The following is a 21,325-nucleotide window of genomic DNA, read 5'->3' on the forward strand; positions in this document are numbered from 1 at the left end:
GCGTGTTCGATGAAGACGAAGGGGGCTGCTGATGGCCGCACAGACCACGGTGAGTACCTCCGACATCGCCCGTATCGCGGACGTCGGCCGCGCGACCGTGACCAACTGGCGGCGCCGCCACTCCGACTTCCCCGCTCCCACGGGCGGTACGGAATCACGTCCCACGTTCACGCTGGAGGATGTGGAGGGGTGGCTGGCCGAGCATGGCCGCCTCCCGCAGTTCACCGAGCAGCAGCAGTTGTGGCGTGAGCTGCTGCGAGAGGCCGAGGGGTCGGGGCTGACTGAAGCGATGGCCCGGGCCGCGCTCTTCCTCGCCTTCCTGGAACGCGAAGGTCACACCTCACGGGAGACGCGTTACCTTCACTACGCCGAAGGGCCGGACCTGGAACACGAGAGTCTCGGTGACGGCATGCTCGACGAGATCGGCAGAGCACTTCAGGACATGCCTGAGCCGCTCGCCCTGCTGCGTTCCGCGTCGCTGATGCGTGAGCTCGCGGCTGCCGCGACACGGCAGACGCCGGACGAGGTCCTGTCGGACATGCTCGACCGCTACGCGAGCGAGTCGCGAAGGCGCGGGCCGGGGACCCCGGCGGCGGTGGCCCACTTCATGGCGACACTGGCCAAGGCCGCCTCGCCGGACGGCGCGCTGAGCGCCGTACTCGACCCGGCATGCGGGACGGGGGACCTGCTGGAGGCGGCCCGGATCCAGGGGGCCACGCAGCTTGACGGCCAGGACCGGGAGCTGCATTTGGCCCAGCTGGCCGCGTCCCGGCTCTCCCTCCGGCTGGGCGGGAAAGGGTACTGCTCTGTCGATGCCGAGGACGCTCTCGCCCGATCCCGGCATACGGGTGGGGAGTTCGACGCGGTCCTGTGCAATCCCCCGTACAACGAACGTGACTGGGGCGCGGACGAGTTGGCGTACGACTCCCGCTGGGAGTATGGCCTGCCGTCCCGGTCCGAGTCCGAGCTCGCCTGGGTGCAGCACAGCCTGTCGCGGGTGCGGCCGGGTGGTGTGGTGGTCATGCTGCTGCCGCCGTCCGTCGCCTCCCGGAGTTCTGGGCGGCGGATCCGGGCGGCGCTCGTACGGCACGGCGCGCTGCGGGCTGTGTTGGCACTGCCTGCCGGGGCCGCTCCGCCGGCGCACATCGGGCTGCATCTGTGGGTCCTGCGGAGGCCGGGCGGGGGCAACGGCGCAGAGGCCAGCCATGTGCTGTTCATGAACTGCAAGTCGTTGCCGGACATGAACAGCCGTGGCGGGCGTCCCTCCGTCACCTACCGAGAGCTGCTTGCAGCGCCTGAGAAGTGTCTTGCCATGCCAGGCGTGTACCGTGCCGTCCCAATCACGGATCTGCTCGACGACACAGTCGACCTCACGCCCGCGCCACGACTCGCGGGGGAGCGCGGCATGCCGCAGGTAGACGACCTCCGCCGTACCCTGAGCGGCCGTCGCGACAGCCTCGGCTCCGTGCTGTCGCAGGCATCGGCACTCGCCCCGAGCGACGATTGGGGCGTCTCCCGGACGGGCGGGCCATGGACGATGGCCCCGCTCGCCGATCTGATCCGTACGGGGGCGCTGACTCTGCTCAAGCCCAAGGCGAAGGGCGGCAGCGGGGATTCGGATGGCGACGATCCCGTCCTCACGGCTGCGGATGTGAACGAGGGGCGCTCCCCGTCCGGGCGCGGTCCGGCAGGGGATGAGGACGCGGTGCGGATCAAGGTCGGGGACGTGATCATCCCCGGGACCCTGCTGTCCGCGGACAGGACCGCCGCGCGGGTTGCGGACGACACCGACGCGGGGGCCCTGCTCGGCAGGAACCTGCACCTGCTGCGCCCGGACGAGGCGCGGCTCGACCCGTGGTTCCTGGTCGGCTTCCTCGCCGACCCGGCCAATATGCAGCGGGCGAGCCAGGGGACGTCGATCGTTCGGGTGGACGCGCGCAGGCTCCAAGTGCCCTTGCTGCCGCTGGAGGAGCAGCAGACATACGGGGCGGCGTTCCGGCGGCTACACACCTTTACGACGGCTCTGCGCCGGGCTGCGCTCCAGGGTGAGGAGACTGCCGGGAAGTTGCGGGCCGCGCTCACGACAGGCGCTTTGCGGCCCCCGCCACCGGCCTGAACCCGTGCGAGCCTCCCCGCACACACGACACACTGAGCGCGTACGTACCGCACTGAAGTAATCGCCGCCCCGGCGGCCCGGAAAGGACAACGGTGGAGCAGGACCACAGCAGGCACTCGGAGATGATCAACTTCATCTGGAAAGTCGCCGACTTGCTGCGCGGCGACTTCCGGGCGCATGACTACGGGAAGATCATTCTTCCGTTCACGGTGCTGCGGCGTCTGGACTGTGTGCTGGAGCCGACGAAGGTCGAAGTGCTCGCGGAAGTTGCGGAGATGGAAGAGCGAGGTCGACCGCTGGCCTACCGGGAGATGAAGCTCCGTGAGGTTGCGGGGCACGGCTTCTACAACACCAGCGAACTCACCTTCAAGCTGATCGCTAAGGATCATTCACAGGCGCAGACGCTGCTGAAGTCGTACTACGGCGCCTTCTCCGAAAACGCCCGGAAGATTCTCGACCGCTACAACTTCGAGAAGCACATCGCCGATCTGCAGGAGAAGGGGCTGCTCTACCAGGTGGTTGGCGAATTCGCCAAGATCGATCTGCGGCTACCGAAGGGGCCGGACGACAAGGACGGCATCGACAACCATCAGATGGGCTACATCTTCGAGGAGCTCATCCGGAAGTTTTCCGAAGACAACCCCGCAGGTGAGCACTTTACACCGCGCGAGGTGGTAAGGCTGATGGTGAACCTGCTGCTGGCCCCGGATGAAGGGGAGGGCAAGACCAGGACGGTCCTCGACCCAGCCTGCGGGACGGGCGGCATCCTCAGCGAGACCGAGGAGCACATCAAGCGCAAGGCCCCGCAAACGACTGTCGGGCTGTACGGGCAGGAGCTGAACCCTGAGTCGCACGCCATCTGCCAGTCCGACCTGCTGATCAAGGGGCAGGAACCGGACAACATCAAGTACGGGAACTCCTTCACCCAGGATGGCCACAAGGAGCAGAAGTTCGACTATCTGGTCGCGAACCCGCCCTTCGGAGTGGAGTGGAAGAAGGTCAAGCAGGATGTGGAGCGGTTCGCCAGAAACGGGGATCGTTTCCAAGCGGGACTGCCGAGGATCAGTGACGGTTCCTTCCTCTTCCTCCAGCACATGATCTCGAAGATGAAGCCGGCGCGTCCTGACGGGAAGGGCGGCTTCGAGGGCGGAAGCCGTATCGCGATCGTCTTCAACGGGTCGCCGCTGTTCAGCGGTGGGGCGGGCTCCGGCGAGTCCGACATCCGGCGGTGGATCTTGGAGGAAGAGGACCTGCTGGAGGCCATCGTGGCTCTGCCGGACCAGCTCTTCTACAACACCGGCATCTCCACCTACTTCTGGATCCTGTCGAACCGGAAGCACCGGGGCCTCAAGGACAAGGTCATCTTGCTGGATGCGCGAGGCCAGTGGACGAAGATGCGGAAATCGCTGGGCGACAAGCGAAAAGTCATCTCCGATTCCCAGATCGCAGCGGTGACGGACATGTACATGGAGGCGGTGGCTGCGGCGGCTGATCCTGAACAGTCGCCGCCGGAGAACGTGAAGATTCTCGAAACGAAGGAGTTCGGTTACCAGCGCATCACCGTGGAAAGGCCGTTGAAGTTGCGCTTCGAGGTCACGGAAGAGACGCTGACAGCTCTCCGGGCTTCGGCTGCGATCGACAAGGCGGTTGATGCGGGGGCGTTCACGGATGCGCTGAAGTTGCTGGTGGGCGAGCGTTGGGCGACAAAGGCGGAGGCGTGGGACGCGATTCGTCAGGCGATGGTGCCAGCGGGCCTGATGATGCCGACGGGCAAGCCCTTCCAGAAGGCGCTACGGGATGTGGTGGGGGTGCGCGACCCCGAGGGCGAGGAGCAGTACCTCAAAAAAGGCGACCCGCACCCGGAACCGGACCCCGACCTTCGTGACAACGAGAACGTGCCGCTGGAGGAGGACATCGACGCGTATATGAAGCGCGAGGTGTTGGAACACGTGCCGGACGCGTGGGTGGACCACACGAAGACGAAGATCGGGTACGAGATTCCATTCAGTCGGCAGTTCTATGTGTATGCGCCGCCGATGCCGTTGGAGGCGATTGACGCGGAGCTGATGTCACTGGAGACCGAGGTCCGACGGCTGCTTGGGGAGGTGACGAAGTGAGCATCGTCCGCGTAAAGACCGTTGTCCAGAACTTCACGATTAAGTCAGACGGGTTGGCTCACCCTTTTATCGGGCTGGAGAATCTAGAGAGCGGAACTGGCAGGCTGCTAGTTGATCCGATTCCATGCAAATCTGCTGAAGACAGTCTTGTGCATCAACGGGGAGACGTCCTATTCAGTAAGCTGCGCCCTTATCTGGCTAAGTCTTACCTTCCGCAGATGTCGGGGACGGCCACAGGGGAGCTTCTCGTGCTGCGGCCGAAAAAATTGATCAGCACTCGCTTTCTGATGTACTTGACCCTTTCGGGCCCTTGGGTCGAATGGGCCAATGTTTCTGCTTATGGAACGAAGATGCCTCGCACCTCATGGGAGCTGATGGGTGAGTTCCGGTTTTCCTTGCCGTCGCTTGAAATGCAGGAACGTATCGCGGAGTTTCTAGATGGTGAGATCGAAAAGATCGATGCCATCAGCCAAGCAAGGAAGCGGCAAGGTGTTCTGCTTGGTCGGCATCGAGCGGTAGCCCTTTCCGGCCTCTTCACGCGAGCCAGCTCTTCGGTGCCGACTCGGTTGAAATACCTAATGCGAAACAAGCCGCGTTATGGTGTTCTGGTTCCAGAATTCACTGACAATGGTGTGCCCTTCGTGCGTATCAACGACCTGCTGGACTTGCGGGGGCGAGCAGCTTCTCTTGTGCGCATTCCTGAGGATCTATCGCAGCAGTACGCCCGTACCCGTGTCCAGCCGAACGACATTCTGCTCAGTGTTGTCGGAACTCTAGGGCGCGCCGCATTGGCACCAGCCGAGTTGGAAGGAGCCAATATCGCGCGTGCGGTCGCTGCACTGCGGGTTCGGCATGACGTCGATCCCGGCTTGTTCATCCGCTGGATCGAGACCGCTGACTTCATGCGTCAAGCCCTCAACGCGACGGGCAGTGACACAGCACAGCCGACTCTGGGTATGGAAGACCTCGCGAACTTCAACCTCCGGTGGCCGACAGACGCTCACGAGCAGCGGCGACTGGCCCGCGAGGTGGAAGAGGTGGCTAAGCATCACGACGAACTGGCTGCTTGCTACGAGAAGCAAACCCGTCTGCTCTCCGAGCGTCGCCGCGCCCTGATTACCGCCGCAGTGACCGGCCAAATCGATGTAACAACCGCACGGGGGGTGCGAGTTCCGTGATTCACAGCAACCCGTTCAGCAACAAAGGCTCGAAGGAACCCCAGCACAAGGTCCACCACGAAGAGGCGTTCCGCGTCGCGATCATCGAGTGGCTCCTCGCCCACGGCTGCGAGGGGGGCCTCGCCCTCCGCTGGAGGATGGGCCTCAGCTCTGACTACCGCCGTGACCTCGCCCTCGACACCGCGCAGGTCTTCGCCTTCATCGGGGCCACCCAGAACAAGGCTTGGCTGAGCTACGCCGGCTACCACGACGACGACCCCGACATCGCCCAGCGTGCGTTTGCCGAGCACCTCGCCCGGTGGATCGACAAAAGGGGCACCCTCCAGACCCTCCGCCAAGGGGTCAAGGCGCACGGCATCCACTTCGACCTCGCCTACTTCAAGCCGTCACAGACGATCGACCCCGGCGCCCTCACCTTGTACAGCAAGAACCGGCTCACCGTAGTCCGTGATCTCGTCTACGCCACCCGCCGTGTGGCGGACGGCGCGACCAGCAACGACGAGGGCAACAAGCCCGACCTCACTCTCTTCGTCAACGGCATCCCCGTTGCCACCGCAGAGTTGAAGAACCCGCTCACCGGCACCGGTACAGCCGAGGCCATGCACCAGTACCGGACCACCCGGGACCACCGGGAACCGCTCTTCGCCAAGCGCGCCCTCGCGCACTTCGCGGTCGACCCGGACGCTGTCTTCCTCACCACCCAGTTGAAGGGTAGGGACACCGTCTTTCTGCCTTTCAACACCGGTTCCGACGGCCCCGGAAACCGTGGCGGTGCCGGAAATCCGGCGATCCCCGACGCGGCTCCCGCCGGCACGTACCGGACCTCGTACCTCTGGGAACAGATCTGGCACCCGGACACCTGGCTGGATCTTCTGGAGCGGTACGTTCACCAGAGCACGGAGAAGAAGGATGACGGCAGCACCGTCAAGAAGCTGATCTTTCCGCGCTTCCACCAGTGGCACGCCGTGAGGGAGTTGACCGCGCACGCCGCGCGGCACGGGGCGGGGCACAACTACCTGGTCATGCACTCCGCGGGGTCCGGCAAGTCGAACACCATCGCCTGGCTCGCCCACCGGCTCTCCGACCTGCACGATGCACGACACGAGTCGGTTTTCGACAAGGTACTGGTGATCACGGACCGTACGGTCCTGGACGATCAGCTGCAGGAAACCATAGGTGACTTCCAGCAGACCAATGGCCTGGTCCTCGGCATTGGCGGCAAGGGCGGCTCGAAGTCGTCGCAGCTGGCGGATGCGCTCGCGCAGGAAACGGCGAAGATCCTCATCGTCACCCTCCAGACCTTCCCCGCGCTGCTTGCCTACCTGCGCAAGTCGCCCGTCGAGATACGCGGCAGTCGCTTTGCGATCGTCGTCGACGAAGCGCACTCATCCCAGTCGGGCGAAGCCGCCACCGACGTCAAGAAGGCCCTGCGCGATCTCGGCCTCGACGCCGACGACGAAGAGACCGGAGCCACGGAGGCCGAGGCGGAAGTGTCGGAGCCCACCACCGACGAGCGTCTCGCCGCGTCCGCCCGTGCCCGTGGTCAGAGCGCGAACCTCTCCTACTTCGCCTTCACCGCCACCCCCAAGCACAAGACGCTGAAGCTCTTCGGCACCAAGAACCCGCTCACCGGCCTTTATGAGCCCTTCCACACCTATTCGATGCGGCAGGCGATCGAAGAGAAGTTCATCCTTGACCCGCTGTGCCAGTACGTGAGGTACGAGACGTACTGGCAGATGGTCAACGAGGACCCGCACGAGGCGGACCGCGAGGTCGACAAGAAGAAGGCCAACGCACTGCTCGCCTTGACCGCGCACGGTCACACCGAGACCGCCGTGCAGCGGGCCAGGGTGATCGCGGAGCACTTCATGGCCCACACCCGCAGGCGGCTGGGAGGGCGGGCCAAGGCCATGGTGGTGTGCCGTTCGCGGTACGGCGCGCTCCAGCTGTACCGGCAGATCGTCAAGTACTTCGACGACAACGGCTATCCGGACCCCGGGGTGCTGGTTGCCTTCTCCGGCTCTCTCAAGGAGGGAGAGGAGGAGGTCACCGAGGCGAAGCTCAACGGCTTCTCGGAGGGCGAGCTACGCAAGAGGTTCGCGTACACCGCGGCCGACGACAAGAAGGGCACGTCAGCCAGGAGCCGGCGCGAGTACCGGATCCTGGTGGTCGCGGACAAGTACCAGACGGGCTTCGACCAGCCGCTGCTGACCACGATGTACGTCGACAAGAAGCTGAAGGGTGTCGCCGCTGTGCAGACGCTCTCCCGCCTTAACCGCACGCATCCTCTCAAGGACCAGCAGGATCTTTGCGTCCTGGACTTCGCGAATGACGCGCACGACATCCAGAGCGAGTTCCGGCCGTTCTTCGAAGAAGCCCAGACCATGCCCACCGACCCCAATCTGATCTATGACGCGCAGCATCAAGTCATGGATCCGCCGATCCTGTTCGTCGACGAGATGCAGTCGTTCGTTGCGGCGTACCTCAGGGCACAGGACGCGGCGGCCGGGGACGGCACCCGCTGGGAGAAGCTGCACGCGGAGCTCTACCGGCACACCGACCCCGCCCGCGACAGGTTCATCGTGCTTAGGGAAAGCGAATTGCCGGCCGAGCACGAAAGCGCCGAGCAGTTCCGGGCCGACCTCGCCGACTATGCGCGCAAGTACAGCTTCCTTGCGCAGATCGTGCCGTACATCGACATCGATCTGGAGCGCCTGCACCTCTTCGGGCAGCATCTGCTGCGCAGGCTGCCCCGCGCGAGGGAGGTGCGGTGGATATCGGAGAAACCCGGCTTGAGGCCGTGCGCCTGGAGAAGGTTGGGGAGGTCAACGTGAGCCTGACTGCCGAGGGCGCGGTCGAACTGAAGGGCTTCGGCAGTGGTGCCGGTGGGGCGGCTGAACCCGACAAATCGCCGCTGGCCAAGGTGATCGACCAATTCAACGAGCGGTTCGGTACGGACTTTACCGAGGACGACTTCATCGTGCCGCTGCGGGCGGTGATGGCCGACGAGAAGGTGCGGCGGTCCGCCTCGCAGGACGACGAGGACGGATTCAAGCACGTCATCGACCCGGTGCTGGATGCCGAGATGATGAAGCATATCGACTCCGTTCGTGAGTTGGGGGACCACTACTTCCACGACGACCGCGATCACCGGGAGTCGATCAAGCGTGACCTGCGGCGGCACGCCTTCCGCATGCTGCGCCGCGAACTGGGGATGGACGACGCGGCCTGAACCCGCCGCGGGCAGCGCGGACCGTCCACGGCAACTCCCCGTAACCGTGGACGGTTTACGGCGACACGCGCCACACTGGGCACACATGATCACGGGGCACGGGGAGGACAGAGCAGGTGGCGCCAGAAGTACGAGTCATCGCAGAACGCTATGAGCTGCGGACCAGGATCAGCACCGGGGGTATGGGACAGGTCTGGCTTGGCTACGACCCGATTCTGAACCGGGACGTAGCGGTCAAACTCATCCGCCGGGACCTGACCACGCCGGGCCCGGACGCGGAAGAGCTGGCCGAGCGCTTCAAGCGGGAAGCCCGGGTTACAGCCAAGTTCGACCACCCAGGGGTGCCCGCCGTCCATGACGCGGTGCTCGACCGGGAGGCGGACGGCGTCTACATGGTGATGCAGCTGGTGCGTGGCGCCCTGCTCACCGACATCCTCGCCAGGCCCGGTGTGCTGCCGGTCCCCTGGGCGGTTTCCGTCGCCGCGCAGGTCTGCTCGGTGCTCTCGTACGCTCACGCCGTGCCCGTCGTTCACCGCGACTTGAAGCCGGACAACATCATGGTCGCCGGGGATGGCACCGTGAAGGTTCTCGACTTCGGAGTCGCCGCGGTACTCGGAACCGATGTCACCAAGCTGACGTCCACCGGGCACATCATCGGCACCCGCCGCTACATGTCGCCCGAGCAGATCCAAGCGGCCGCGGTCAGTCCGCGCAGCGATCTCTATGCGCTGGGCTGCATCCTTCATGAACTGCTCGCCGGGAAACCGCCGTTCACGGCCGAGGCAGAGTTTCAGCTGATGGAGGACCACATGTACCGGGCGCCGGCGCCGCTATGCGGGCTGCGCGCTGAGGTGGACCCGGCACTGGAGCGGCTGGTTCTGGATCTGCTGGCCAAGGTGCCCCATCAGCGGCCTGACTCAGCCCAGGATGTCTACGACCGTCTGGTGCCCTTTCTCCCCGCACCCGACCCTGAGCGGACCACCGAGCAGCGGGGGCAGGAAGCCACTGACCCCACGGGGCCTTACCGTCGTCCGCTCGCGCCCCGTCCCCGCCCGAGCGAGAAGGCCGTGTACACGCCGACCGCTGTGGACTCGCCACTGCGGTCGGCCGCCCCTGCTGTACCGGATGAGGAACTGCAGCAGGCCCGCGGGCACGCAGCGGCGCTCGTCGAGGAGGAGCGGTTCTCCCAGGCATCCGGAATGCTGGAGGACGTCCTGGCCCGCGCTGCTGCGGTGCGTAGCGCTTCCGAACCGCTGATGGTCGGCCTCCGTCTTGTCCACGCGCTCGCGCTCTTTTGTGACGATGACTACGGACGAGCACTGCCGGAGTACGAGGCACTCGTTGAAGTATTGGAAGCCGCAGGTCCTAACCGTGGCGAGGATGCCCTTTACTGCCGCAGGCAGGCCGCCTTCTGCCGGATGGAGCTCGGCGACAGCGAAGGTGCGCTGGCCGAGTTCGAGGCCGTACTGGGACAGATGAGGCAGGGGCTGCCGGACAGCGACATGGATGTCCTTGAGGTACGCAGGCATGTCGGCCTGCTGCTTCAGGCGGTCGACCGGCTCCGGGAGGCGGTCGAGGCGTTGATGCCGCTGTACCGGGACCTAATGGCCGAGTACGGACCGGACGCCCCGGAGACCGCCCAGGTGCGGGACGCACTCGTGCGTATCCGGCTGCGGACCTCGCGTACAACCGGCTCCGGCAGGGCCGTCACAGGCAGAAATTGACCGAAGGAGCTTCTCGCATGGCACAGCTGGCTCTCTCGGTCCGGTTCCTTGATGAATTCGGGAAGCTCGACTCCAAGGCGCGGTCCGGGGCCGTGAAGACGGCTCTGAAGTTCCAGCAGCTCACGCTCAAACAGCTCTGGTCGGACGCCGGACTCGATTTCAAGCAGCCCAAGGGGGCCAGGGACAAGCATATTTACACCTGCCGTATCGACAGGTTCTACCGGGGAGTCGTACTCGCGCCGGGCACCGGCGAGGACTTTCTGCTGCTGCGTGTGATGGCGCACGACGACGCCTACGCCTGGGCTTCCAAGCAGGTGCCGAGCGTAAACGCGGTGACCCATGGACTGGAGATCCGTGACGTCGTCACAGTGGAGCAGCTGGTGCCGGCATGGGAGGCGGAGGCGGCCACCGCCGCGGCGGAACCTCTCTTCGCTCGTCACCCGGACGGAGATCTTCGTGGTCTGGGTATCGAGGATGATGTGCTGCGCGCGGCCCGTTCTCTGACCTCCAAGAAGCAGCTCGATGCATTCGCTCCGTTGATGCCGGAGGATCAGTGGCAGGTGCTGCAGTTCCTCGCCGAGGGACTGAGCGTGCAGACGGTATGGGGTGAGCTGGTCGCCTTCCGTGCCCGGAACGGCGCGCTTGCGGTGGACCGTACAGACCTGTCCAGCGCGATGCGGAACACCCCATCGCGTATTGCCCTGGTGACTGGCCCGGGAGAACTGTCCGACATCCTCGACAAGCCGTTCGCCGCGTGGAGGATCTTCCTGCATCCGTCTCAGCGGTATATGGCGTACCGGCCCAGCTACTCGGGTCCTGCCCAAGTGACCGGTGGACCGGGCACGGGGAAAACTGTGGTGGCACTTCATCGGGTCAAGCACCTCCTGGAGCATCTACGGACCGGCGAGCGCATCCTGCTCACCACGTACACCGGGGCGCTCACGTCGGCTCTTCGCGAGGGGCTGGCCCTGCTGATCGAAGACGAGGAGCTGCGCGGTCGGGTGGACGTGTCGACGGTCAACGCCCTGGCACGAGAAATTGTTGAACCACATGACACCGTCCGGCGTGCTTACCTCGATGGGGCGCAGGAGACTGCTCTCTGGGGAGAGATCGGCGACCAGCTGGATTTGCCGTGGAACGGCCAGTTCCTGGCCCAGGAGTACAAGCATGTCATCTTGGCACAGGGCCTGCGCTCGCTCGACGCCTACTGTGAGGCGTCCAGAAGCGGTCGGGGCTCCCGGCTCGCCTCCGCTCGACGGCACGAGGTCTGGCAGGCGGTGGAGGCGTTCCAGGTCGCGCTCGACAAGCTTTCCGCGCGTACGCATCTGGGTGTGTGCGATGAAGCGGCGTTGCGGGTCACCGCATCCGGAGTGCAGCCCTACCGGCATGTGGTCGTTGACGAGGCACAGGACCTGCACCCCGCCCAGTGGAGGCTACTGCGGGCCGTGGTGCCCAAACGCCCTGACGACTTGTTCATTGCTGGCGACCCGCATCAGCGCATCTACGACTCGAAGGTGTCTCTGAGATCGTTGGGGGTCGCCGTGACCGGACGTTCCACCCGGCTGCACAGGAACTACCGCAGCACGCAGGAAATTCTCGCTTGGGCGGTTTCGTTGCTGGACGGTCGGCCTGTGGAGCAGTTGGAGAACGGGAGTGCGGACACGCTGGCAGGTTTCCGGTCCTCGCTCCGCGGCGCCCGCCCGACCGTGTGTGCCACGGATGACCCGGATGCGGAACTGACCGAGCTGGTGGCGCGCATCCGAGAGTGGGCCGACAGCGGAGTTGAGTTCTCTGATATCGCGGTGGCTGCCCGATTCAACAAGATCGTGTACCGCGTGGCGCAGCGGTTGCGGGACGAGGGAATCCCTACGGTCCGGCTACGGCAAGACGGAAGCGCAGACGCTGAGGGCGTCAGGGTCGCGACCATGCATTCTCTCAAAGGGTTGGAGTTCAGGTGTGTGGCGGTCGTTGGGGTGCGTGAAGGGACGGTTCCGTACCCAGGAGCCATCACGCCAATGGAACTTGACCCCATCCAGCACCACACGGATCTGACAGCGGAGCGTTGTCTGCTCTTCGTAGCCTGTACGCGCGCACGCGACCGACTGCACGTGTCGTGGAACGGTCCAGCGAGCCGCTTTCTCGCTGAAGTCGGAGCGGCATAGGAGTCTCCTCGTGTGCGCCGCACTGGCAATCCAGCTTGAGGCTAGGGCCCGGCGCCCAGCCGTCGGGGGAATCTTACGGTCACGAGAGCACGGTTGCTTCGTCCGCGCATCAAGCGTCACTTTCGCTGAAAGGGGCGGTTTAGCGTCGTGCATCTTGTCTGGTTACGAAGTGATGGAAAAGCCTTAGGGTCTGACGCTCGAGCTGCGTAGGCGTACGGGAGGCGTCGTGCCTGCGTGGTGCTGGGATGAGACGCCCGTGCTGGGACAGTGCTGGGATGCCCCCTGCAAAACCCACGTTTCCGCAGGTGGGAGCTCTGTACTACAGATTCCGCTTCAACGTGTAGTGGCTGACATATCACCACGTCGCTGATCTGGCAAACGCAGAGGTCAGATGGGGTCCGACTCTTCGGGGTTGGGCCCTTGGCTCTTTCCCGTGCTGGGATGGTGCTGGGATAGCTGACCCCCCGTCACCTGTCGTCATCCCTGGTCATCCATACCGTGCTGGGATTGGGCTGGGACGTGGATGCCCTGCCGGTGCTGGGATCCGCACCGGTGAGTGGCTGAACCGTGGGACGCTGGCGCTTATCGATGTCAAGCAAATGCCCTGCTCAGCCAACGAGGCAGTAAGCCTCAACCTGCTCAAGGGCGACTTGCACTGAGTAGGCGCCGAGGGGTCAGACGTCCTTGATCTGTACGCGGTCGCCGCACAGTTTCGACCAGTCGTCGCGGTCCGAGGTCAGCACGAGTACGGGTGCCGGAGAGCGGAGCGCCATCGCGGCGACGAGGACGTCGATGGCGTACTTGTGGCCGTGTAGGCCGTCGGCATCGCTCAGTAGCTGCACAGCGGTGAGGCTGTCCGCTTGGGTGACGTCTTGGACCTGAAGGCGGGAGAGCAGCCAGCGCAGCCGGGCGGTGTCCGTTTTCCCGTAGACGGCCTCGACCACCGTCAGGGCAGATACGAGGACGGGCACGCCCACGCGTCGAGCGGCCTCGATTCGGGTGATCATCTGGCGGTCGTTGCGCAGTAGCAGCGACAGCGCCTGGGAGTCGAGCACCAGGCACCTGGCCGCGGGCTCCTTCATGCGGCGCTGTCGTTCGACGCGTAGGGCGCCGGTGAGTCACCGAACAGTTCGCTCTGCGCGGCCTGGACTTCGGCGTCGCTCAGTGGCTCGTGCTCGGTTTCGTAGGCGGCCACGATCTCGGCGAGGCCGTCCATGGCGAGCTGATGCTGGACCGCCGCGGTCACGTACGCGGACACGCCGCGCTTGCCGGTACGTGTGCGCAGAGCACCTAGGAGTTCCGCGGGCATCGAGACGGAGATGTTCTCCGTGCCTCCGGGGCGGGGTGACTTCATGGGCGCCAGTCTAGTACAGAAAGTATTACAACGCCTGGAATGCTGTGCGGCCCGTACCCGAAGTGGGCGTCGATGCGTAGTCTTGGCGCTTTCAGACCTTCTTGTACTTTGCAGTGAATCCCGTGCTGGGATGGTGCTGGGATGCGCTCACATAACCGCAGGTCAGACAGGACGTGGTGGAGTTCCGCTTCAACGTCTAATACGTTCGGCGAAAGGCCGTCTGACCTGCGGCGGAGCGGGTTGGGCGGCCTGTGCGGTCCGCACGGAGTCCGCAGCGTGCTGGATGGGCCCGGCACGCGGGGGAGCGGTTACGCCGCTTCGTCGACCTGCGGCTGCGCCTCGGCGGACCGGTCCGCGTACGCCTTGTCGACGGCGGCCCGGGTCCGCTCCTCGGAGTCGGGCCACAGGTGGGGAAGCCGGGGCCTGCCTCGCCGAAGGAGATGGCGGCGGCCGTCACGCATCCGATCGCGTAGGCGAGGAACCCGAGGGTGAGGGTCGCGGCCAGCCGAGCGGACTCGATTCGCCAGCCCGGTCGGGCTGCCGCGAGCACGGCTTCGGGCATTCCTGCGCGGGAGGAGCGTCCCGCCTGCCAGGCTGAGACACCGGCGAGAACAGGTCCGAGGAACAGCGTGACGACCTGGGCCGCGACGCTCGCCTCAGGCCACACACCAATCCAGTAGCGGGCACGGCCGAAGAGAACCACCAGGTCGACGGCGATCATCACGGGCAGCGCTGTAAGGAGTGGTGAGCGGCGCAGTTCGATGCGATACGCGTTCACGATGCGTCCCCCTCGTTCGACCACTGGCCGCCGAGTACCGTCATGTAGCCACGTTCCAAGGGGTTGTCGCCGGGAGTCGTGAGCGCGGCCAGCTCTGCCAGCTGTCGGGGTGTGCTGCTGTGGCGCACCTGGCCGTCGCTCAAGACGAGGACTGTGTCGCAGGCGGCGCCCACGTCTTCGACCAGGTGGGTACTGAGGACGACGGCTGTTCCCGTGCGGGCGAGAGAGCGGATGAGCTCCCGGAAGTCGAGGTGTTGCGCTGGGTCGAGGCCGACGGTCGGCTCGTCCAGCAGGAGCAGGTCGGGCGAGCCGACGATGGCCGCGGCGATACCAGCCCGGCGGAGCATGCCGCCAGACATGGACTTCATACGGTCCTGGGCCCGATCAGCCAGCCCAACAGCCCCCAACGTCTCCCTGGTCATGGAGTCGGCCTTCCTGGAAGGGGCCTCCCGCAACCACGCGCAGTAGCGGACGAAATCTGTTATCGAGAAGGCCGGGAATAGCCGAAGTCCTGCGGGAGGTAGCCGATGCTACGGCGGGCTCGCCGTGCCTGCCGTTCGTTGCTTATGGGTTCACCGAACAGCTCCAGCTGCCCGCTCCACGGCGGTGCAATCGTAGCCAGGATACGGAAAAGGGTAGTCTTGCCCGCCCCGTTGGGGCCCAGCAGGCCAGTGATGCCGGGCTGGATGGAAAGGTCGAGATCTTCGATAATTCTTCGACCACCGTACCCGTGCGTGAGGGACGTCAATCGGGCGACGAATGCTGTCGGCATTGGTGAACGTCTCCGAAAAGATGGCGGGCCTCCCGTAATGGTGGGACCGCCATCGAGACATCACTGGAACTACACGTATACGTCCGTCTTGTTGATCTTGAACGTGCACTCGTGGGTGTCAGACTTGCCCGTGTATCCTCTCGGCAGGATATCGAGGTGCGATGTGTCGATCTCGTTGTTGCAGTCGTAGAGCGTCACATACGGATGCATTGTCATAGTCGAATTCGAGCCGTCGAAGGAGCAGGCGGGGCGATCTGACTTCGGCATGTGTCCGGGAGAACTGGGCCAGCCGCTGTGGCCGAGCCGTCGAGCCCTTTGTCCGCGAAGCCCTGGCGCGGGTGCCCGATGACAGGCTGTCCGCGGCCCCGCAGAGGGTGGCTGCGGACGCGTATCGACGGCTTCGAGATCGATGTCGTCGGGGCAGACCGCGCCCCCCTTGATCGGGCCACGAGGGCTGCCGACGGTTGCCGGGGGCCTGCGTGGCCCCGGCGGGGCCCTCACCACTGCCGGTTCACGGTGGCCTTGGGGCCGGTCACCAGGGTTGCCGGCGGGACGTCGTCGGCCACTACCGCTCCGGCCGCGACCACGGCGTCCCGGCCGATGCTGACGCCGGGGAGGATCGTCGCGCCGGCGCCGATCCACACGTTCTCCGCCACGTCGATGGGGCCGCCGCTCAGCCACCCCCGGCGTTCCTCGGGGTCGACCGGGTGACCGAGGGTGATGAACGTGACCCTGGGGGCGACCATCACACGCTCCCCGAGGCGGATGCCCGCGTAATCCAGGAACGTGCAGTTCTGGTTGATGAACACGCGTTCCGCGATATCCAGGTTCAGACCGTGGTCCGTGTAGAAGGGCGGATAGATCGTGACTCCCGCCGGCAGCGGTCTGCCGAGGATCTCCTCGAACAGCTCCGCCTTGCCCGCGTCGTCCTCGAAAGGCAGGACGTTCAGCCGGGAGGTGAGCTGGGTCACCTGGCGAACCCTCCGCGCCATCGCCTGGAACTCGGCGCTGCGGATGCGCATGAGGCGGTCGTCGGTCATCGCGCGATCCTCTCCGGGACGGCGGCAGCGCCGCTCGGTGGCGTCGGCCGCCGCCAGGGTAACGGGCGTCACCGGTGAGCCGTATCCCGGCCTCCGTCCCGTTCCGCCCTGCCGTCCGGCCCGGGTTTCCACGCGGCCCTGGCGGAAGTGACGAGCCCCGAGTGGTCAGCGCACGGCGAGCGGCGCCAGGAACGCGCCGCGTTCCGGGCCCGAGCCGACCACCGAGAGGCACACCACGTCGCCCGGGACCAGCCTGCCGGCCTCCAGGTCGGCGTGGAGGAGCGCCAGGGTGGAGGGCGCGGCGGTGTTGCCGATGGCGCGGGCGTTGCCCGGGGCCAGTTCCGCCGGGATGTCCGCCTCGCTGAGGAAGGCGTCGACGAGGAACGGGTGTGCCTGGTGGGTGTACAGCCGGGTGATCTCCTTGAGGTAACCGGGACGGGCGTACTCCAGCGCCTCGTGGTTGAGCGCCATGCCCGTGCTGTAGTAGCGGCGGATCTCGGGGGAGTTCATGCCGTACGCGGAGAGCTCGTCCGCTCCTGGCGTGCCCGCCGGATGGCTGCCGCCGCCACCGAGGACGTGGATCAGCGGGTCGGTGATGCCGGGGCCGCCGTCGAAGGACAGGCTGTCGCGGGAGTAGAGCAGGACGCCGTCCGCGTCCGCCTCCCGGCGCAGGACCAGGGCAGCGGCGCCGTCGGAGAAGAGGGCGGGGGAGGCCCACATGTTCCTGCCGTACGGGTGGGCGGTGTTCCCGGCGTACTGCGGCAGGAGCGTGCCGTCGGCGCCGGTGCTCACGCGGCTGGTGATGTTGTACGCGACGACCAGGGCGCGTTCGGCGCGCATCGCCGAGACGACCGCCGCCGCGCGGGCCATGCCCCCGCACCCCGCGCCCAGTTGGACGGGCGGGACGTGGTCGGGAATCCCCAGCCGACGCATGAGCGCGAAGGCGTCCTGGTCGAGCATCACCTGGTAGGGCGTGCAGGTGACGACGACGACCGTGGTGATGTCGCGGGGGGAGAGACCCGCATGGTCCAGGGCTTGACGGGCGACGGCCACGACCGGGCCGAGGTCCGCGAAGTGCGCCGGGTCCCAGCTCTTGCCCCGCACGCCGAGCAGCCTCGTGACGGTCGCGCCGCTCAGATGGCGGCCGGGCCGGTGGCGGTCCGGTACCTGGGTCCGCTCGGCCCAGTCGTCCATGGCGACGACGGTTCCCAGGTCGGCGTGGGCGCCGGCGATCTCGTACGGGAACGGCTCGGGGCCCGCCGGAGGGCCGAGGGGAGCGGTGCCGGCGGCGGAGGTGCAGGAATCCATGGTGAGGGGCATCCCGGGGGTCGGGGGCCGACGAGGTCGACCGGTGGTGGGGGGCTGGTCGATTTTCGGTCTGGGGGAGGGCGCCGTCCAAGTCACGGCCCCTCATTCGGGTGAGCCGTCCGCCGGAGCCACCCGCCCGGAGGTGTCGTTTCTTCTGCTTCGTACGCCCGTGCGGGAGCAGTCTGCGGATTCACTCCCACGGGGGTGTGTGGGTCGGCGAGTCGCCGCGAAGCCGGTGGCACGATGACCGCTGTTCAGGTGGAACGACAGGAAGTTGGCCGATGGGCGTCCCGAGCGTTGATTCGATTCCGAAGGTGACCGGTGAGCCGGTTCCCGGACTCGGGACGCCAGAGCGTCCGCGGGGTGAAGGGGTGCTCGCCGGGATGCGGGCGGTCGTCACGGGCGGCACCACCGGTCTCGGCCGCTATCTCGCCGAGGGCTTCCTCCAGGCGGGGGCGCGGGTCATGTGCGGCGCGAGGCGCGAGGGCCAGGCGGCCGAACTGGTCGAGCGCTACGGCGAGTTCGCCGGCTACGTCCGGGCCGACGTACGCGATCCCTCGTCCGTCGACGGGCTGATGGCCGAGGCGGCCGACCGCTTCGGCGGCGTGGACATCGTCGTCGCCAACGCGGGCATCACCCGCAACGGCACGGTGCGCAGGCTCAGCCCGGCCGACTGGCGGGACGTGATGAGCACGAACGTGGACGGGGTGTTCCACACCGTCCAGGCCGCGCTGCCCCATCTGGAGCGTGGCGGCGGCGGCACCATCCTCACCCTGTCCTCCGCGATGACCGGCCGCATCGCGCCCGGAGCCAGCGCCTACGTGGCGTCGAAGGCGGCGATCGAGGCGTTCACCCGCTGCTGCGCGGTGGAGTTCGCCGGCCGGGGCGTCCGGGTCAACTGCCTGTCGCCCGGCATCCTCACCGTGGGCATGGGCGAGGCGGTCTGCGCCGACGAGCGGTTGCGGGCGGCGTACTGGCCCCGCCTGCTCGCCGGACGGGCGGGCACGCCCCAGGAGGCGGTCAGCGCCGCGGTGTTCCTGGTCAGCCCGGCCGCCTCGTACGTCAACGGGCAGGTCCTCGAAGTGAACGGCGGACTGCTGTGACGGTGCGGGTCGGCTACGAGGACGCCGTGGCCTGGGTCTGTCTGGACCAGCCGCCCCTCAACCTCTTCGACACCTCCCAGCAGCTCGCGGCGGAAGGGGCCCTGCGGGAGCTGGAGGCCAGGGACGGGCTGCGGGCGGTGGTGTTCACCGGCGCTCATGGCCACTTCTCGGCCGGCGGTGACGTCAAGGAGATGGGCTCGCTGCCCGCGGAGGAGGTGGCCGGCTACGCCGACCGGATCAGCCGTCTGACCCGCCGGGTCGCCGCCCTGCCCGTTCCCGTCATCGCGGCCGTGGAGGGTTTCGCCCTGGGGGGCGGATGTGAGCTCGCCCTCGCCGCCGACGTACGCCTCTGCACGCCCACCGCCCGTTTCGCGCTTCCCGAGACGCCCCTGGGTCTGATCCCCGGCGCCGGAGGGACCCAGCGGCTGCCCCGGCTGATCGGGCTGTCCCGGGCGAAGGACATCATCTTCTCCGGGCGCATGGTGCACGCGGACGAGGCGGCCCGTATCGGACTCGTCGACGCCGTCGTCCCCGAGAAGGAGCTCGTCGGGACGGCCCGCGCGTGGTCACTGCGCTACACCGCCTGCCCGGCCGGTGCGCTGGCCGCGGCCAAGCAGGCCGTCGACGCGAGCGCGCAGGGCCCGCTCGAAGCCGGACTCGACCTGGAACGGGCCCTGTTCGCGCCCCTGCTGGCCGCCGGGGAGCGTACCGAGCACTTCCGCGGTTTCCAGGGGTCACGGACGGAAGCGAACGCGTCCGCCCGGTGAGCTGCCCGGCTGCCCGGCCGTCCGCACGGCCGGCTCGTCGACGCCCGCGGGCCTCTCCGCGTCCGCCGACACCACCGTCACCCGCACCTACCTGGCGGCCGTGCCGGACCGGTACGGCCGCCGGCGGCCGCCGTCCAGCGAGGTCTCCAGCCGGTGCGCCGCGGGGCGTACGTCGCTCCACCGCGGCACGAAGGAGGTGACCGCGGCCTTGCGGCCGAGGTCCACCGACAGCGCGCCCCTGGCCCCGTCAGGTGACCAGCCCGTCGCCGGGCTGCCGTCCACCGCCGCCTCCGCGTACAGGCCGGGCGTCTCGGGCGTCGCCTCCGCCGGGCGGCACCGTGCCGCGTCGGACGTCGGCCCAGGTCGGGGCGCCGGGTGGTGCGCGGCGGCCTGCCGGTGACCGCCCCCGGTCAGTGCGGGGCGGCGAGGCCGGTCTTGAGTCCCGCGCCGCACAGCGGCACGACCACGCTGCCCTCGGTCCAGTCACCCACGGCCGCCCAGCAGACGGCCCCGGTCGTCTCGACGTGGAGGCCGCGGGCCGCGAGGTCGAGTTGCGCGCCGCGGATGCGCTCTTCCGGCACGGTGAGGAAGGTCCCGCCCGACGCGCGCACGGCGGCCAGGATCTGGCGGGCGCGGGGCGGGCGGGGGATGGCGATGCCCTCGGCGAGCGTGGGGGCGGTGGGGGTGGTGGGGGCGGGGACTCGTCGGCCGGCAGGTCGTCGGCGCCCGCCCGGAAGGCTGTGGCCAGCGGGGAGACGGCCTCGGCCTGCACGGCGAGGAGTGCGGGGCGCCGCTCGATCAGGCCCTGGGCGAGGAGTTCGGCGGTGGCGAGGGCCGCGCCGAGGAGGAGCGTCCCGTTGCCGACGGGTACGGCGATGGCGTCCGGCAGGCTCCCGCCGAGGTCCTCCCACAACTCGTACACGTAGGTCTTGGTGCCGTGCAGGAAGTACGGGTTGAAGACGTGCGAGGCGTAGAAGGTGCCCGGGGTGTCCGCGGCGGCCCGGGCGGCCAGCGCCGTGGCCTCGCGGCCCCGGGGACGGTCTCCAGCCGGGCGCCGTGGGCCCGGATCTGCTCGGTCTTCCCCGGGGAGGTCCCCTCGGGGACGTAGACGGTGCAGGGCAGCCCGGCCCGGGCGCAGTAGGCGGCGACGGCCGTCCCCGCGTTGCCGCTGCTGTCGGCCACCACGCGGTCCGGGTTCAGGCGCCGGGCGAGCTCGGCGAGCATCACGGCCCCGCGGTCCTTGAAGGAGAGCGTCGGCATGAGGAAGTCGAGCTTGGCGGAGACCGTGCCGGTCAGGGGGACGAGCGGGGTACGGCCCTCGCCGAGGGTGGTTGCCGGGGCGGCGAGCGGCAGCACCTCCTCGTAACGCCACAGTGAATTGACGCGACCGGCCAGGGAGCCGGGAGAGAGCGTTCCGGTGATCTCGAAGTCGAGGTCCCAGGGGCCCCGGCAGACCGGGCAGCACCAGGTCAGGGCGGTCGTCTCGGCCAGGGTCCCGTCCTGCGGGCAGCGGTAGGCGGTCATGGCGGCCAGCATGCCAGGCGGATGGCAGGTGAATGTCAGGTGCATTGCGATCCCCGTGGCGCTCTTGTGTGATTCCTATGGATGGGTCAATCTTTCGTCGGCAGCAGGTCATGCCGGTCCTCGCGACAGCGCGCACGGCGTGGCGCTGTG

The 21,325-nt window shown here is 67.3% G+C and carries 14 protein-coding genes and 3 pseudogenes; 9 read left to right on the forward strand and 8 right to left on the reverse strand.

Going from position 1 to position 21,325, the window contains the following annotated elements:
* The first annotated feature begins 31 nt into the window (after positions 1-31).
* The 7 genes from Sfulv_RS18770 (at position 32) to Sfulv_RS18795 (ending at position 12,529) form a co-directional block, all read left to right on the forward strand.
* Entirely contained in the window at positions 32-2,116 is a 2,085-nt protein-coding gene (locus Sfulv_RS18770; protein ID WP_173315581.1) for an N-6 DNA methylase, read from the forward strand.
* A gap of 122 nt (positions 2,117-2,238) precedes the next feature.
* Complete coding sequence (locus Sfulv_RS18775; protein WP_173315583.1) at positions 2,239-4,233, forward strand: type I restriction-modification system subunit M; 1,995 nt, start codon at positions 2,239-2,241, stop codon at positions 4,231-4,233.
* A complete protein-coding gene (locus tag Sfulv_RS18780) occupies positions 4,230-5,411 on the forward strand; it encodes a restriction endonuclease subunit S (RefSeq protein ID WP_173315585.1) in 1,182 nt (393 codons plus the stop codon). Before Sfulv_RS18775 ends, Sfulv_RS18780 begins: the two co-directional genes overlap by 4 nt.
* Positions 5,408-8,245 (forward strand): type I restriction endonuclease subunit R, encoded by a 2,838-nt coding sequence (locus Sfulv_RS18785; protein WP_256668993.1) that lies wholly within the window; start codon positions 5,408-5,410, stop codon positions 8,243-8,245. Before Sfulv_RS18780 ends, Sfulv_RS18785 begins: the two co-directional genes overlap by 4 nt.
* Positions 8,182-8,643, forward strand: a complete 462-nt coding sequence (locus tag Sfulv_RS30565) for a hypothetical protein (protein WP_256668994.1) — start codon at positions 8,182-8,184, stop codon at positions 8,641-8,643. Before Sfulv_RS18785 ends, Sfulv_RS30565 begins: the two co-directional genes overlap by 64 nt.
* Before the next feature lie 116 nt (positions 8,644-8,759).
* Positions 8,760-10,367, forward strand: a complete 1,608-nt coding sequence (locus Sfulv_RS18790; RefSeq protein WP_256668995.1) for a serine/threonine-protein kinase — start codon at positions 8,760-8,762, stop codon at positions 10,365-10,367.
* A gap of 17 nt (positions 10,368-10,384) precedes the next feature.
* Positions 10,385-12,529 carry an ATP-dependent helicase gene (locus Sfulv_RS18795; protein ID WP_173315588.1) on the forward strand — a complete coding sequence of 715 codons (2,145 nt, stop codon included), beginning with the start codon at positions 10,385-10,387 and terminating at the stop codon, positions 12,527-12,529.
* Positions 12,530-13,203: 674 nt separating this feature from the next.
* Here Sfulv_RS18795 and Sfulv_RS18800 read toward each other — a convergent pair.
* The 6 genes and pseudogenes from Sfulv_RS18800 to Sfulv_RS18825 form a co-directional block, all read right to left on the reverse strand.
* On the reverse strand, positions 13,204-13,611 hold the full coding sequence (locus Sfulv_RS18800; protein ID WP_173315590.1) for a type II toxin-antitoxin system VapC family toxin: 408 nt from the start codon (positions 13,609-13,611) through the stop codon (positions 13,204-13,206).
* A complete protein-coding gene (locus Sfulv_RS18805) occupies positions 13,608-13,883 on the reverse strand; it encodes a hypothetical protein (protein WP_173315592.1) in 276 nt (91 codons plus the stop codon). The genes Sfulv_RS18800 and Sfulv_RS18805 overlap by 4 nt, the downstream gene beginning before the upstream one ends.
* 308 nt (positions 13,884-14,191) lie before the next feature.
* Positions 14,192-14,344 (reverse strand): hypothetical protein, encoded by a 153-nt coding sequence (locus Sfulv_RS18810; RefSeq protein ID WP_173310099.1) that lies wholly within the window; start codon positions 14,342-14,344, stop codon positions 14,192-14,194.
* Positions 14,345-14,657: 313 nt separating this feature from the next.
* Positions 14,658-15,433, reverse strand: a pseudogene (locus Sfulv_RS31525) (ATP-binding cassette domain-containing protein).
* A gap of 497 nt (positions 15,434-15,930) precedes the next feature.
* Positions 15,931-16,473: a DapH/DapD/GlmU-related protein gene (locus Sfulv_RS18820; protein ID WP_173315594.1), complete on the reverse strand. Its 543-nt coding sequence runs from the start codon at positions 16,471-16,473 to the stop codon at positions 15,931-15,933.
* A gap of 165 nt (positions 16,474-16,638) precedes the next feature.
* Positions 16,639-17,781 (reverse strand): 3-oxoacyl-[acyl-carrier-protein] synthase III C-terminal domain-containing protein, encoded by a 1,143-nt coding sequence (locus tag Sfulv_RS18825; RefSeq protein ID WP_173315596.1) that lies wholly within the window; start codon positions 17,779-17,781, stop codon positions 16,639-16,641.
* Between the two features lie 314 nt (positions 17,782-18,095).
* Between Sfulv_RS18825 and Sfulv_RS18830 the strand changes: the two genes are divergently transcribed.
* Together Sfulv_RS18830 and Sfulv_RS18835 are read left to right on the forward strand one after the other, a co-directional pair.
* Positions 18,096-18,884 carry an SDR family NAD(P)-dependent oxidoreductase gene (locus Sfulv_RS18830; protein ID WP_256668998.1) on the forward strand — a complete coding sequence of 263 codons (789 nt, stop codon included), beginning with the start codon at positions 18,096-18,098 and terminating at the stop codon, positions 18,882-18,884.
* Positions 18,881-19,651: an enoyl-CoA hydratase/isomerase family protein gene (locus Sfulv_RS18835; RefSeq protein ID WP_173315598.1), complete on the forward strand. Its 771-nt coding sequence runs from the start codon at positions 18,881-18,883 to the stop codon at positions 19,649-19,651. The genes Sfulv_RS18830 and Sfulv_RS18835 overlap by 4 nt, the downstream gene beginning before the upstream one ends.
* On the opposite strand, the pseudogene Sfulv_RS30580 reads toward Sfulv_RS18835, so the two are convergent.
* Together Sfulv_RS30580 and Sfulv_RS18845 are read right to left on the reverse strand one after the other, a co-directional pair.
* Positions 19,619-20,028 (reverse strand): annotated as a pseudogene (locus Sfulv_RS30580) (discoidin domain-containing protein); the annotation flags it as partial. The gene Sfulv_RS18835 and the pseudogene Sfulv_RS30580 sit on opposite strands and share 33 nt — an antisense overlap.
* A 33-nt stretch (positions 20,029-20,061) precedes the next feature.
* Positions 20,062-21,187: pseudogene (locus Sfulv_RS18845) on the reverse strand (pyridoxal-phosphate dependent enzyme).
* Positions 21,188-21,325 lie beyond the last annotated feature (138 nt).

It is taken from the genome of Streptomyces fulvorobeus (genome assembly GCF_013167895.1).
Classification (GTDB): domain Bacteria; phylum Actinomycetota; class Actinomycetes; order Streptomycetales; family Streptomycetaceae; genus Streptomyces; species Streptomyces fulvorobeus.